A 13,229-nucleotide genomic window follows, 5' to 3' on the forward strand; every position below is an offset into this window, starting at 1 on the left:
ACATCGATGCCGATGAATACGTCGATGTCAGCGTGGTTGGTGATCATGTCACTCATCTTCTTCGACTCATGTGACCGAATGTTTGGTTGTGGTTTTGCTGGCCGGTGCTGCAGTGGTGGCTCCTGGGCTCGGCATTCACGTTACGGTCGGGCTCAAGGCATGGGTTCTGCCAGTGGTTCTGGCCCCTATCAGCGATTTCCCTGGTGCCTTCGAACCCCGGTGACTACACCCCCCCGGGATCATGGTGACTGGGGGGCATCAATCATGCCGGGGTCCTCAGGCCAGCGACCCCTTCTATCCTGACGGATGAAGGGGCTACTTAAAAGGTAACGGGGACAACCGAACCTACTGTCGCTCCCTTGCTCAACTGCCCATTAGACATGACCCCGCCAGACGGGGTATATGAACGCCATGCGCGCGGTCGTGTGCGCCGCTCCAGGGCCTTCTCATCGAATAGAGACACCAAGGAGATCAGCCGGTTGCTGTGTTTCTACATGGCCTATTTCTTGCTGTGTGATGGTGAGGTCAGAGTCCCCACGCCGGATCGCCGGTGGAACGCAGAGCATGAGGCCTCGGACCCACATCGCATGGATCGGTGAAGCCATGTCTGCGATATGAAAAATGCCCCGAACCGTGTTCGGTGCGGAGCGGCGAGGTGCGCTGCCCCAGAGATTAAACAACCGAACTGTCGGGTGAAGGAGAGATATGAATTGCTTCGATCCCTCAAGTTCGCGCAAGCTCGCGAGAACGTTCCTCAGGGGACTACTTCGGATTCTTCGACCGCGCCGAGGCGGTGTGGCAGATACGTCGAATCGACGCACCACCTGCGCCGAGGCGGCGCAAAAGTCCGACGATGCACGGATCGTCCGGCGCGCGACTACTTCTTCTTCCTCCGGTCGACCTTGACGGAGACGACGGGAACGTCGGAGTCGAGGATGATCCGCTGGGCCGTCGAGCCCATGATGAGCTTGCCGACGGGGGAGCGGCGGCGTGATCCGATGACGATCATGCGGGTGTCGGCGGTCGCCTCGGCGAGGGCCAGGAGCTCTTCGACGGGGTCATTGCCGCGGAGGAACTGAAGGATCTCGTGGGAGACCTCGGAAGACTTCAGCGTCTCCTTGAGCTCCTCGATGTCCTTGCTGGTGGCGACGCCGCGCTCGTCGGGGGTCTCGCCGATTCCGGCATTGAGCACGACGAGGACATCGTCGAATGCGCGGGCCTGTTCGATACCGAATTCGACAGCGGCCTTGCCTTCGGGCGAGGGGGAATAACCGACGAGGATTGTCATGATCTCTCCTGGTGCGACATTGGACGAAGCTCTCTCAATTAGTAGCATATCCGCCCTGTTCGGACGGGCGGCAGCTCACTCTGCGACGAGGGAAACGGGGAGCTTCGGCTGAGATCTTCCTCACCTCGCCAGAAGCGGGCTCGTCACCATCGAGCGATTTCTGCGTTGAATCCGCGCAGATTCCGCGCGGAATCGGGCCTCCGACCCCAAATCTCAATTACTGACCGAATCGTCAGTTCGGTTGACTCGGCAGTAAGGTGACCTGGGCGCTCCGTGCGCCGCGTACGAGTGAGAAAGAAGAAGCATTGACAGATCAGAATACGCATCTCGACCAGGCAGAAGCCGGTGAGACCCCAACGCAGAAGAAGTCGGAATGGAAGACGGTCAAGGCCATCATGGCGGCATCGTCGGGCAACCTCGTCGAATGGTTCGACTTCTACATCTACGCCTTCTTCAGCGTCTACTTCGCCGACCAGTTCTTCGTCGCTGACAACCAGGCACTGTCCCTGATGCAGGCCGCAGGCGTCTTCTTCATCGGCTTCCTCATGCGTCCCATCGGCGGCTACATCTTCGGCCGCGCCGCCGACCGCCTCGGGCGCAAGAACTCGATGCTCATCTCCATTCTGCTTATGTGCGCCGGCTCGCTGATGATGGCGCTGCTGCCCACGAGTGCGGTTGTCGGCTCCTGGGCCGCGATTCTGCTGCTCATCGTGCGCATGATCCAAGGGCTGGCTGTCGGCGGCGAATACGGCGCCACCGCCACCTACATGTCCGAGGTCGCCACCGAAGGCAAACGCGGATTCTACTCCTCCTTCCAGTACGTCACCCTCATCGGCGGCCAGCTGCTGGCCAGCCTGCTGGCCGTCGTCATGACCCACACATTGGGCACCGACCAGATCGAAGCCGGCTGGTGGCGACTGCCCTTCGCCATCGGCGCTGCCGCCGCGATCGTCTCCCTGTGGCTGCGCCGCGGTCTCGAGGAGACCACCTCGGCGGACACCCGCAAGGACGAGAACTCAGGCAGCTTCCGCGAAGTGCTGCGCCACCCGCGCGCCTTCTTCGTCGTCCTCGGCATCACCAGCGTCGGATCGCTCGTCTTCTACGTCTTCACCACTTATATGCAGAAGTTCCTGCTGCTGCAGAACGAAGGCACCCCCGGCGAAGCCGTGTTCAACAAAGGCTCCATCGCTGACCTCATGACCATCTGCTTGCTCATCTTCGTCGTCATGCAGCCCATCGCCGGCAAGATCTCGGACAAGATCGGCCGCAAGAACAACATGCTCATCTTCGTCATCGGCATGATCGGGCTGCCCATCCCGCTCCTCGGCATGATCGGCAAGGCCGATTCCGTCCTCACCGCCGGCATCCTCATCGTCATCGCCATGGCGTTCATCAGCATGTACACCTCGATCTCCGGAATCGTGAAGGCCGAGATGTTCCCGGCCCACATCCGCGGAATCGGCGTCGGCTTCACCTATGCGGTCGGCAACTCGCTGTTCGGCGGCTCCGCTGAATATGTCGCTCTGTGGTTCCGCAACGCCGGAATCGGCTCCTGGTTCGCCGTCTACGTCGTCGTCATCGCGATCGTCGGCTTCGTCGCCGTGGCCTTCATGCACGACAACCGCAAACACTCGACGATCGACAACGCCAATTCCTCGGCGTACAAACGCATCGGCAGCTGAATTCCCGACGGCTGACCCCATCATCGAGGCGGCTTACCCGGTCCGCTGATCCCTTCGCCGAGGTGGCCCACCCCGACCGTGAATGACGAGTGCCCCGGAACGCTGAGTTCCGGGGCACTCGTCATTCATCGATCTCGCCGCCTCGGCCGAGCCGCCTTGCCCGGACGAGCACTAAGTCATGTGGGAATGATTGGCAATATGTTGGATTGTGATTGACGCTGGGTGAATCAAGTCCTAAGATCGTTCAAACCAACAGATAGCCACGTGGCTATTCGTCCGTATCGACGATGAGCCGCGCGAAGGGAAGGCCGGACGTGTTCGCTGAAGAACGGCAACGACGCATCGCTGAGCTCGTCAGCGAAGCGGGCCGGGTCAATGTCACCGACCTGGCCGCCGATTTCGACATCACGACGGAAACTGTTCGACGCGACCTCGCCGCCCTCGAAAAGGCCGGAGCCCTCCAGCGCGTCCATGGGGGAGCAGTGCCGTGCCGTCCCCACAGCCTCGAAGAGCCGGCCTTCGACGACCGCGAGATCCACAACCTCGATGAGAAGACAGCGATCGCCCGGTCCGCGCTGAGCCTGATGGAGGAGACTATGAGCATCTCCTTGGACGGCGGCACGACCTGTGCGGCCTTCGCTCGCGCGATCGCCGACGAAGCCCATGAACGCCTCGTCGCCGGACAGACCCCGCGACAGCTGCGCGTCATCACGAACTCCCTGTCCGCCATCGACAGCCTGGCCGGTGCGCCCGGCATCGAGATCTTCGTCCTTCCGGGCCGATTCCGCCCGGTCACCCGGGCCATGGTCGGACCACAGACGATCACAGCCGTCGAGGGCCACAGGGTCGATCTCGCGGTGCTCGGCACCAACGGTCTCAGTGACGACGGTGTCTCCACGCCAGACCATGACGAGGCGGCGACGAAGTCAGCGTTCGTGCACTCGGGACGCAAAGTTGCCGTGCTCGCCGACTCTGCGAAGTTCGATGCCGTCTCTCTGGTGCGGTTCGCGGAACTCGACCAGATCGATGTCCTCATCACCGACGACGCGCCGGAAGAGCCGTTGTCGGCCGATCTGGAGACTGCGGAAGTCGAGGTCGTCACTCCATGATCCTCACCCTCACCGCCAACCCCAGCCTCGACCGGACAATCGAATTGTCCGGGCCGGTTCTCCGCGGTCAGGTGCAGCGCGCCGTCTGGGCCGGACAGCAGCCCGGCGGCAAGGGAGTCAACGTCTCCCGCGCCGTGGCGGCCGCCGACCGTGACACCCTTGCGGTCCTGCCCGGAGACCTCGATGACCCGGTGCTCACCGGACTAGACGCGATCGGACTGGCTCATCGCTCGGTTCCCACCGGCACACCGCTGCGGTCCAATATCACCGTCACCGAACCCGACGGCACGACGACGAAGATCAACGAACCAGGCTCGCCTCTGAGCCCGCAGACTCAGGACGAACTGCTCGACCTCGTGGCCGAGCAGGCAGTCGGTGCGAGCTGGGTCGTCCTGGCCGGTTCGCTGCCTCCAGGAGTCGACGATGACTTCTACGCCCGTGCGATCAAACGTATCCGCCAGCTTGATAGTCCGCCGCTGATCGCCGTCGACACCTCCGGTGCTCCTCTGGCCACGGCCCTGATGGCCTCACCGGATCTCATCAAGCCCAACGCCGAAGAACTCGCCGAGCTCCTCCACGCTGCCGGCCTCCTGCACGCCTCCGGTCTCCGCGACGATTCTGCCCCACGCGACGCCGTCGAACCGCTCGGGGCAGCAGCCCCACGCGACGCCGTCGAATCCCTCGGCACCGCCGAACTGCACACGATCGCCGAATGGCTGGAATGGTCACCACAGCTCGCGGCTCGCGCTGCGTCGACCCTGCTCACGGCGCGCGGCACCGGCCCACGGTCGATTCTTGCGACCCTGGGCGCCGGCGGCGCAGTGCTCGCCCAGCCGGACACCGCCTGGCATGCCCAGCATCCGCCTATGGACGTCGTGAGCACCGTGGGCGCGGGTGACTGCACCCTCGCCGGGTACCTGCTGGGTCTGACCGGCGGCCGTGAACCTGATGCATCCCTGGCCCGAGCCGTCGCATATGGAGCCGCAGCCGCCCGGCTGCGCGGCACCGGAGTGCCGAGCCCGGCGGACGCCCGGACCGACGCAGTGACCGTGACGCCACTGGAGACACCCGCAGCACCGCTGACAGGTAGTCCCACATCACATACAGACGCGTACACCGACGACACTTCCCACCGACATGAGGGCACAGCCCCCGAAGCCGAGGAGGCACGATGACATCGCTCATCACAACAGACCTGGTGGTCCTCGACGCGGATCAGGGGACGCAGTCGTCCGCTGTCATCCGCGCTCTGGCCGCCACGATCGCCGAACACGGCCGCGCGAACTCCGCAGACGGATTGGCGGCCGCGGCGATCGCCCGCGAAGAGAAGACCCCGACCGGCGTTCCCGGCGGCATCGCCATCCCGCACGCCCGCACCGAGGCGGTCACCGAACCGAGCCTCGCAATGGCTCGCCTGAACCCGCCGGTCGACTTCGGTGCCAAGGACGGCCCCGCTGACCTCGTGTTAATGATCGCCGCGCCCGAGGGCGCCGGGAAGGACCACCTCAAGCTCCTGTCGAAACTCGCGCGGTCGCTGGTGAAGAAGGCCTTCGTCGCCTCCCTGCGTGCGGCGACGACCGAGCAGGAAGTCGTCGACCTCGTCGAAACCGCCCTCGGCCTGCGCGAGACACCCGAAGAGCCGACCAGCGCTGCTGCCGCTTCCACTGAAACAGCTGCGGACTCCTCCGCCCACACCGGCGCATCCACCGCCGGTGCCGCTGCGGCCCCCACCGAAACCGCCTCATCCTCGACGGACCACCCCCGCCGCGTCGTCGCCGTCACGGCCTGCCCGACGGGAATCGCCCACACCTATATGGCTGCCGACGCCCTCGCCCAGGCCGGAGCCGAGATGGGCATCGACGTCGTCACCGAGACCCAGGGATCGAGCGGCACGACCCCGATCGACCAGTCCGTCATCGATGCCGCCGACGCTGCCGTCTTCGCTGTCGACGTCGACGTCCGCGACAAGGCGCGGTTCGCCGGAAAACCCTATGTGCAGGTGCCGGTCAAGGCCGGAATCGACGATCCGCAGGGCCTCATCACGAAGGCCCTCGCCGAGGCGGACGCCCCCAACGGCCGCAGGCTGGCCGCCGCTCACGCCGCCGACGACGAATCGTCCTCGGCAGGAAACTCTCGCGAAAGCGTCGGCGCCCACCTCAAGCGCGTACTGCTGACCGGTGTCAGCTACATGATCCCCTTCGTCGCCGCCGGCGGTCTGCTCATGGCACTGGGGTTCCTCCTCGGCGGATTCGACATCCCCGACTACGCCGAGGACATCGTCCTGGGCAACTCCCTGTGGAACCTGCCCACCGAATACGGTGACCTGGCACTCGGACCCGTCGGCGCCTACCTGGGCGCCGTGGCCTTCCAGATCGGCAACCTGTCGATGAGCTTCCTCGTCGCCGCCCTGGCCGGATACATCGCCTACGGCATCGCCGACCGCCCCGGAATCGCTCCCGGCTTCACCGTCGGCGCCGTCGCCGTGCTCATGGGCGCCGGGTTCATCGGCGGCATCATCGGCGGACTCCTCGCCGGCTATATCGCTCACTGGATCGGCTCCTTCGCCGCACCGAGGTGGCTGCGCGGACTCATGCCCGTCGTCATCATCCCGCTGGTGGCCTCCCTCGTCTCCTCCGGCCTGATGTTCATGGTCCTCGGCGGACCGATCAGTGCCCTGACCAAGGGGCTCGACAGCTGGCTGAGCTCGATGACCGGAACCGCCGCCGTCGTCCTCGGGCTCATCCTGGGCGCCATGATGGCCGTCGACCTGGGCGGACCCGTCAACAAGGTCGCGTACTCGTTCGCCGTCGCCGGCCTCGCCGCCGGCTCCGTCGACAACCCCGTGCCGTGGGAGATCATGGCCACGGTGATGGCCGCCGGAATGGTTCCGCCCCTGGCCATGGCACTGGCCACCGCCGTCCGCCCCCGCATCTTCTCCCAGGCGGAGAAGGAGAATGGAAAGGCCGCCTGGCTGCTCGGCGCCGCGTTCATCTCCGAAGGCGCGATTCCCTTCGCCGCCTCCGATCCGCTGCGCGTGATCCCTGCCTCGGTCGTCGGTGCCGCCGTCACGGGCGGCATGACGATGGCCTTCTCCGTCACCAGCCAGGCCCCGCACGGCGGCGTGTTCGTCTTCTTCGCAATCGACTCGTTCCTGCTGTTCCTGCTCTCCGTCGTCGTCGGCACGATCATCAGCGCCGTGCTGGTGCTCGCGCTCAAGATCCTTGTCCGCAAGGGCGGAGCGGCAGGCCTCGCCGAGGCGGCCGACCGGTCCGCACCGGCGACAACCGCAGCCGCGTCGACCGGTTCGACCACCGGATCCGGTTCGGCCGGTGAGGCTCAGCGGGCCGAACCGGAATCGTCGAACGCTGACGCCACACGAGTCTGACCGCTCTCACCGAAGAGACAAGACAGGAAGGAATGGGGATGTCCGCAGAGTTCTCAGGCATCGGAGTCGTACCCGGACGGGTCATCGCCCCGGCGCTGACCATGCCCGACCCCGTGTCCGCACCCGTGGCGAAGCCCGCCCCGGCCGATCCCGAGGCGGAGGCGAACAGGATCCGGGAGGCCTCTTCCGCCGTCCACGCCGAACTGCGTGAGCGCGCGGAAACCGTCACCGGAGACGCCCGCGACGTGCTCAAAGCCACGGCCCTCATGGCCAAGGACCCCACTCTGGTGAAGACGGCGATCAAACGCCTGCCTGAGACCGACGCGGAGACCGCGATCTGGACGGTGGCTGCCGAGACCGCTGCACAGCTGGAGAGGCTCGGCGGCTATATGGCCGAACGCGCAGCCGACGTTCTCGATGTCCGTGCCCGCCTCATCGCCCATCTGCGCGGAGTGCCGGCCCCCGGCATTCCTCACGCGGCCGAGCCTTTCGTGCTCATCGCCACGGATCTCGCTCCCGCGGACACCGCGACACTCGACCCGGAGCTGGTCGTCGGACTCGTCTGCGAAGAGGGCGGACCGCAGAGCCATACGGCCATCCTCGCCAGGTCGCTGGGCATTCCCGCCGTGGTCGCAGCCGCCGGCGTTCGCGAGATCACCGACCACACGCCCGTCTTCCTCGACGGCGGTACCGGAGTTCTGCGCACCGAGCCTGGTGCGACGGAGACCGGCCTCGTCGAGGCGTGGACGGAGACGGCTGGCCGTCTGCAGTCATTCACCGGACCCTGTCTCCTGAGCGACGGCACCCGGATTCCGCTGCGTGCGAATGTCGGAGTCGGCGCTCAGGCACGGGCAGCGGCAGCCGCCGGTGCCGAAGGCGTCGGTCTGCTGCGCACCGAGTTCTGCTTCCTCGATCGTGACACCGAACCCAGCGTCGAGGAGCAGGCCGAGGCCTATGGGCAGGTATTCGCGGCCTTCGACGATCACAAGGTCGTCGTGCGCACCCTCGACGCCGGAGCCGACAAGCCTCTGCCGTTCCTCACCGACTCCGATGAACCGAACCCGGCCCTGGGTGTACGCGGATTCCGGACCAGCCGCAGGGCTCAGGGAGTCCTCGAACGTCAGCTTGAGGCGATCGCGCTGGCCGCTTCGAAGCATGCGGTGACCGTCCACGTCATGGCTCCGATGATCGCTACCGCGGAGGAGGCCCGGCAGTTCTCGGAACTCGTCCATGCGGCAGGACTCCCCACCGCCGGTGTCATGGTCGAGGTTCCCTCAGCAGCGCTGCAGGCGGCCACGATCCTCGAGGAAGTCGAGTTCGCGTCCATCGGCACTAATGATCTGACCCAGTACGTCATGGCCTCCGATCGCATGCTCGGCGGTCTGGCCGAACTCAGCGACTCGTGGCAGCCGGCAGTCCTGCAGCTCATCGGCGTGGCCGCCGCCCAAGGTGCTGTGGCGGAGAAGTCGGTGGGCGTGTGCGGAGAGGCTGCGGCCGATCCGGCATTGGCCGTTGTGCTGGTCGGCCTCGGAGTCACCAGCCTGTCCATGGCGCCCCGAGCTCTGCCTGCCGTCGCCGAGGTGCTGTCCGGTGTCTCCCTGGATCGGGCACAGCAGATCGCCCGCAGTGCACTTGCGGCGCGCAGCCCGGGCGAGGCGAAGGCCGCGGTCCGAGCCGAGTTGCCGATCCTCGACGAGCTCGGCCTGTGAGTCCGACCGTCGGGCGAGTGACCCCGTGACATACTCAGCACCACCACAGACACCACCAACAGGAAGTGCCGAAACACCGGACCGGCCGAACCACGGCCGGTCTGATCAGGAAGGACAACTCATGGCAGAGACCATCGCAACAGTCGGAAGCACCGTAGGCCTGCACGCCCGTCCAGCAGCACTGCTGGCCGAGGCCGCCGCAGACTATGACCTCGAGATCACCATCGCCATGGAGGGCGAACCGGCCGAGGATGCCCTCGACGCGGCCAGCGTGCTCTCCCTCATGGGCCTCGGCGCGGAATACGGTCAGAAGGTCGTTCTGCGCGCTGAGGGTGACGGAGCCGACGAAGCATTGGCCAACCTCAAGCAGCTCATTGAGACCGACCACGACGCCGAAGGCTGAGCAGCACACAGCCGAGGAGGCGGCGACTGGTCCGCTCGGATTAGACTGATCGAATGTCCGCCTCCCTGCTGCCCTCCGACTCTGCCGCCGCCCACCGCAGCCGGGATCTGCTGGCGGTATTCCCTCAGCTGAGCGACTTGCCCGGTCTGCCGCAGGCGCGGATGCTCATCGACTACGTCATCGGTCGCCGCTGCGGAGTCCTCGACGTCTCGGGCCGAGACACCGAAGGCACCTTCGTCGCCGCCGAACTCTCAGCCGAGGTCCCCGAGAACCTCATCCTCGTCGACGATGCGCACGGTCTGCAGGCGATCCTGCTCAGCCGTCTGACTCAGGTATGCACATACAACGACCGTCTCGACGAGGCACGGACCTTGGCCGCAGCGGTCGAGTCCCTGGCCGGAACCGGCGATTCCGCGGGAGTCGCCGGAGAGGCCGGTGCCGAAGCGGCACCCGTACTGGCGGTGAGCGAGCTCAGTGAGATCGCGGGACTGACCGAACTCGGTGTGGGGGAGACGTGGGCAGTCGTCAACGCCCCGAAGGCGATGAATGCGCTCACCGAGACGATCGCGGCGCTGCAGCCGTTGGCGAGCACCATCATCGTCGTCGGCCGCAGCGATGCGATGAGCCGGGGCGTCAACAAGGAGCTCGCCCGCGGATTCGGCCGGGTCGATGTCTCTCCAGGGGTCGGCAAGCACCGGATGATCATCGGCAGCCGCGCCCTGTCCTCGCCGAGCCTGCCGGAATTCCCACGCCGTGGGGTGATCACCCAACGCGGTGTCGGTGAGCTCGAAGTCCGCGCACATGGGGCCTGCTTCTCCGGGACGAAGAGCGATGAGGGCTCGGAGCTGCTCATCGACTCACTGCTGGGACTGCTCGCCGACGAGGCGCCGGAATCTGTGCTCGATCTCGGCTGCGGCAACGGCTGGCTGCTCACCGCAGCGATGCGAGCCTCGGGAGCGAATACGGGACTCGGAGTCGACGTGTCGAAGGCGGCGGTCGCCTCGGCGAGGGCCACAGCGGAGGCGAACGGAGTCGACGTCGACATCATCCTCGGTGATGCCGCGGACTCGGAGGAGCAGGCGTTTGCGGGCCTGGGCGAATTCGATCTCATCCTGCTCAATCCGCCGTTCCATCAGGGGACGGCCATAGAGACCGAGACGGCCGCGGCGCTCATGGCCACGGCCGCCGAGCATCTGGCTCCGGGCGGGCAGGTGCTCACGGTGTTCAACTCGCACCTGCGCTACCGGGATCGTCTCGAATCGATCATCGGACCGAGTCGGCAGCTGGCCCGGAACAAGAAGTTCACGGTCATCGCCAGCCGCCGCGACTGAGATCTTTCAGCAGCTGTGCGATCGGGTCGACTGGTGGCCGTCCCGATCGCACAGTCTCACCGACGATTGCGGCGATGGATCCGCCAGGTGCTCACCTGATCCCAAACGGTGATGAACCAGATCGCGATGACCGTGATGATCTGCTGGAAGTCGGCGTTCCCGGTGTTCGTGAGCTCGGGGTGGAGGACCGGCTGCGTGAGCAGCGCGATGGTGAGGAAGACAGCCATGGCGACGTCGACGATTCCACCGATGAGGGCCACGGCCGGTTTCGCCGAGGCGGTCGTGAACTTGATGATCTCGACTGCTGCCATCAGCGCGAGGACGGCCCAGTAGCCGACCAGCCAGCCGACGCCGAGATCGGGGTTGATGAACGTCTCCCCGTTGTTGAGGTGCCCGACATAGAACAGAGAGGTCGGGATGAACGGGATCGTTGCCAAAGTGATGATGAAGACCAGCCCGAGTCCCGCCTCGGCGCGGATCTGTCTTCCGCGGGAATCACGCCGGTCAAGGTCATCGACAGTCCACGTGCCGGGCTGTCGTCTCCGCATCGCTGCGGCTGCTCCACCGTCCAATCCGTGATCGCCGAGGGCGATGATGATCGTGATGGCGGCGAAGGTGGTCAGGAGGGCGATGACGGTATTGCCGACCGACTTGCCGATGATCTCGCCGATCTGGGCTTCAGGGGAGAGAGCGATGGTGGTCACGACATTCGTGAGCACCGTGAGCAGACCGACGATGGGCAGCACCCAGCGCAGTGCCCAGATGTAGAGCGGATAGGAGTTGGGGCCGATGAGGTGCTGCGGGGAGTTCGAATACTCTCGCGACAGCGCGGCGGGGTCGCCGAGTTCCTCGAGGACTTCACGTTCGACGGCGGCCGTGTGATCCGGGGACGCGGCCGCATCCTCGCTGAGGCGGGCGTCGACCATGTCGTCGATCGTGGCGGTGATCTCGGCGGCGATGTCGGGACGGGAGTCTTCGGGGAGGTGGCGGGTGACGTTGTCGACGTAGATTTCGGTGAGCGCACTCATGGTGTGCCGTCCTTCCAGAGCTTGGTGATGCTGGAGTTGAGTTCGAACCAGTGGCTGTGCAGTGCGGCGGCGACTTCGGCGCCGCTGTCGGTGAGTGTGTAGTACTTGCGGGGGCGGGCTTGTTCGGTATTCCACTCCGCCGAGAGCAGGCCCTGTCTCTCGAGCCGCCGCAGCAGGGGGTAGAGGGTGTTGGCCTCGGTGGCGATGCCTGCTTCGGTCAGCGTCGTCAGCAGCGAGTAGCCGTACTGCGGCCGTCGACAGGCGACGAGGCTGGCGAAGACCACAGTGCCGCGTCGCAGCTCCTGTTCGTGGGTGGCCAGTGCCTTGTCTTCATCCTCGTTCATACATCACACGATAGTGTGTGCCACACACTATTACAAGAGGCGGGGTATTCTTTGCTGCGGCACGGCGAATCACGGTGCGGCGTACGCCTCGGCAGACCACCGGAGTCGACAGCCGTTTTGGTACAGGTTCCTCTCAACGGATCAGTTTCCTCGGTGTGCATTTTGGAGCAGTGTGTACCAAACCTCGGCCCTGCGCCTGGCAGTGTGCTCTGCGGTGCTGATGCTGCTTTCCAGGACTGCTGAGTGTCCCCGAAGCCCGGCAGGTAGGGTTGTTTTATGGGATTGAGGAAGTGGGTGCTCTTCGATATCGGGCGAGTACTGGAGGTCGTCGATGATGATGCTTGGGGGAAGCGTTTCGCCGGTCGGTGGCAGGAGCACTCTGGATTCTCAGCGGAGGAGTATCGTGCTCGTCTGACTTCCGCGGAGCTGCCCGATATTTCCCGTCAAGAGAATGTTCGCGCCGAATATTGGGCGCGGATCGGCCAGGCCCTGAATGTGGATCAGACCTATGTCGAAGCGATGGAGGCCGAGATGTGGGACGAATACTGCGGGAGTCTCAATACAGTGTTGTTTGAGTATGCGGCTACGCTGCGGCCACGTGCCGGTGTGGCGATTCTGTCGAACTCTGTCGACGGGGCGCGGCGCGAGGAAGAACGGCGGTTCGGGTTCAGTGAAGTCTTTGACCCGATTCTCTACAGTCACGAGACCGGTCTGCTCAAGCCCGAAAGTGAAGCCTATGAGAATGCACTTGAGCGACTGGGTGCCGATGCAGACGATGTGTTCTTCATTGATGACCATGAGGTGTGCGCCGAGGGTGCTCGTGCCGTGGGCATGAAAGCGATCGTACACCGCGACAACCCGTCGACGGTCACAGCGATCGAGGAGTTTCTGAAGCAGGAGAGCTGAGCAGAGTCGGCGTGCTCTTCGTTGGGCACCGGCCTCGAAGATCG

Annotated in this window: 11 protein-coding genes; 8 read left to right on the forward strand and 3 right to left on the reverse strand. The window is 65.2% G+C overall.

What is annotated here, in order from left to right; translation table 11 throughout:
- Positions 1 to 877: 877 nt before the first annotated feature.
- Positions 878 to 1,288: a universal stress protein gene (locus D3I60_RS05385; RefSeq protein ID WP_139468937.1), complete on the reverse strand. Its 411-nt coding sequence runs from the start codon at positions 1,286 to 1,288 to the stop codon at positions 878 to 880.
- Between the two features lie 305 nt (positions 1,289 to 1,593).
- Here D3I60_RS05385 and D3I60_RS05390 point away from each other — a divergent pair, with 305 nt between their 5' ends.
- The 7 genes from D3I60_RS05390 to D3I60_RS05420 all read left to right on the forward strand — a co-directional run bounded on the left by D3I60_RS05390 (position 1,594) and on the right by D3I60_RS05420 (position 10,907).
- A complete protein-coding gene (locus D3I60_RS05390; protein ID WP_262775122.1) occupies positions 1,594 to 2,970 on the forward strand; it encodes an MFS transporter in 1,377 nt (458 codons plus the stop codon).
- Positions 2,971 to 3,284: 314 nt separating this feature from the next.
- On the forward strand, positions 3,285 to 4,079 hold the full coding sequence (locus D3I60_RS05395) for a DeoR/GlpR family DNA-binding transcription regulator (protein WP_262775123.1): 795 nt from the start codon (positions 3,285 to 3,287) through the stop codon (positions 4,077 to 4,079).
- Positions 4,076 to 5,254, forward strand: a complete 1,179-nt coding sequence (locus D3I60_RS05400) for a 1-phosphofructokinase family hexose kinase (RefSeq protein ID WP_262775124.1) — start codon at positions 4,076 to 4,078, stop codon at positions 5,252 to 5,254. The genes D3I60_RS05395 and D3I60_RS05400 overlap by 4 nt, the downstream gene beginning before the upstream one ends.
- On the forward strand, positions 5,251 to 7,464 hold the full coding sequence (locus tag D3I60_RS05405) for a PTS fructose transporter subunit IIABC (RefSeq protein ID WP_262775125.1): 2,214 nt from the start codon (positions 5,251 to 5,253) through the stop codon (positions 7,462 to 7,464). Before D3I60_RS05400 ends, D3I60_RS05405 begins: the two co-directional genes overlap by 4 nt.
- A 38-nt stretch (positions 7,465 to 7,502) precedes the next feature.
- Positions 7,503 to 9,173, forward strand: a complete 1,671-nt coding sequence (gene ptsP / locus D3I60_RS05410; protein ID WP_262775126.1) for a phosphoenolpyruvate--protein phosphotransferase — start codon at positions 7,503 to 7,505, stop codon at positions 9,171 to 9,173.
- 121 nt (positions 9,174 to 9,294) lie between these two features.
- Positions 9,295 to 9,576, forward strand: coding sequence for an HPr family phosphocarrier protein (locus tag D3I60_RS05415; RefSeq protein WP_173152011.1), 282 nt, complete (start codon positions 9,295 to 9,297; stop codon positions 9,574 to 9,576).
- A gap of 53 nt (positions 9,577 to 9,629) precedes the next feature.
- Positions 9,630 to 10,907 (forward strand): class I SAM-dependent methyltransferase, encoded by a 1,278-nt coding sequence (locus tag D3I60_RS05420; protein WP_262775127.1) that lies wholly within the window; start codon positions 9,630 to 9,632, stop codon positions 10,905 to 10,907.
- Positions 10,908 to 10,963: 56 nt separating this feature from the next.
- Here the strand turns inward: D3I60_RS05420 and D3I60_RS05425 are convergent, their stop codons facing one another.
- Both D3I60_RS05425 and D3I60_RS05430 read right to left on the reverse strand, forming a co-directional pair.
- Positions 10,964 to 11,935, reverse strand: coding sequence for an HAAS signaling domain-containing protein (locus D3I60_RS05425; protein ID WP_262775129.1), 972 nt, complete (start codon positions 11,933 to 11,935; stop codon positions 10,964 to 10,966).
- Positions 11,932 to 12,279, reverse strand: coding sequence for a PadR family transcriptional regulator (locus D3I60_RS05430; RefSeq protein ID WP_262775130.1), 348 nt, complete (start codon positions 12,277 to 12,279; stop codon positions 11,932 to 11,934). The genes D3I60_RS05425 and D3I60_RS05430 overlap by 4 nt, the downstream gene beginning before the upstream one ends.
- 294 nt (positions 12,280 to 12,573) lie before the next feature.
- On the opposite strand from D3I60_RS05430, the gene D3I60_RS05435 reads away from it, so the two are divergent.
- Positions 12,574 to 13,185 carry an HAD family hydrolase gene (locus D3I60_RS05435; RefSeq protein WP_262775131.1) on the forward strand — a complete coding sequence of 204 codons (612 nt, stop codon included), beginning with the start codon at positions 12,574 to 12,576 and terminating at the stop codon, positions 13,183 to 13,185.
- Positions 13,186 to 13,229 lie beyond the last annotated feature (44 nt).

Source organism: Brevibacterium permense (assembly GCF_025506275.1).
In the GTDB taxonomy this organism is placed as follows: domain Bacteria; phylum Actinomycetota; class Actinomycetes; order Actinomycetales; family Brevibacteriaceae; genus Brevibacterium; species Brevibacterium permense_A.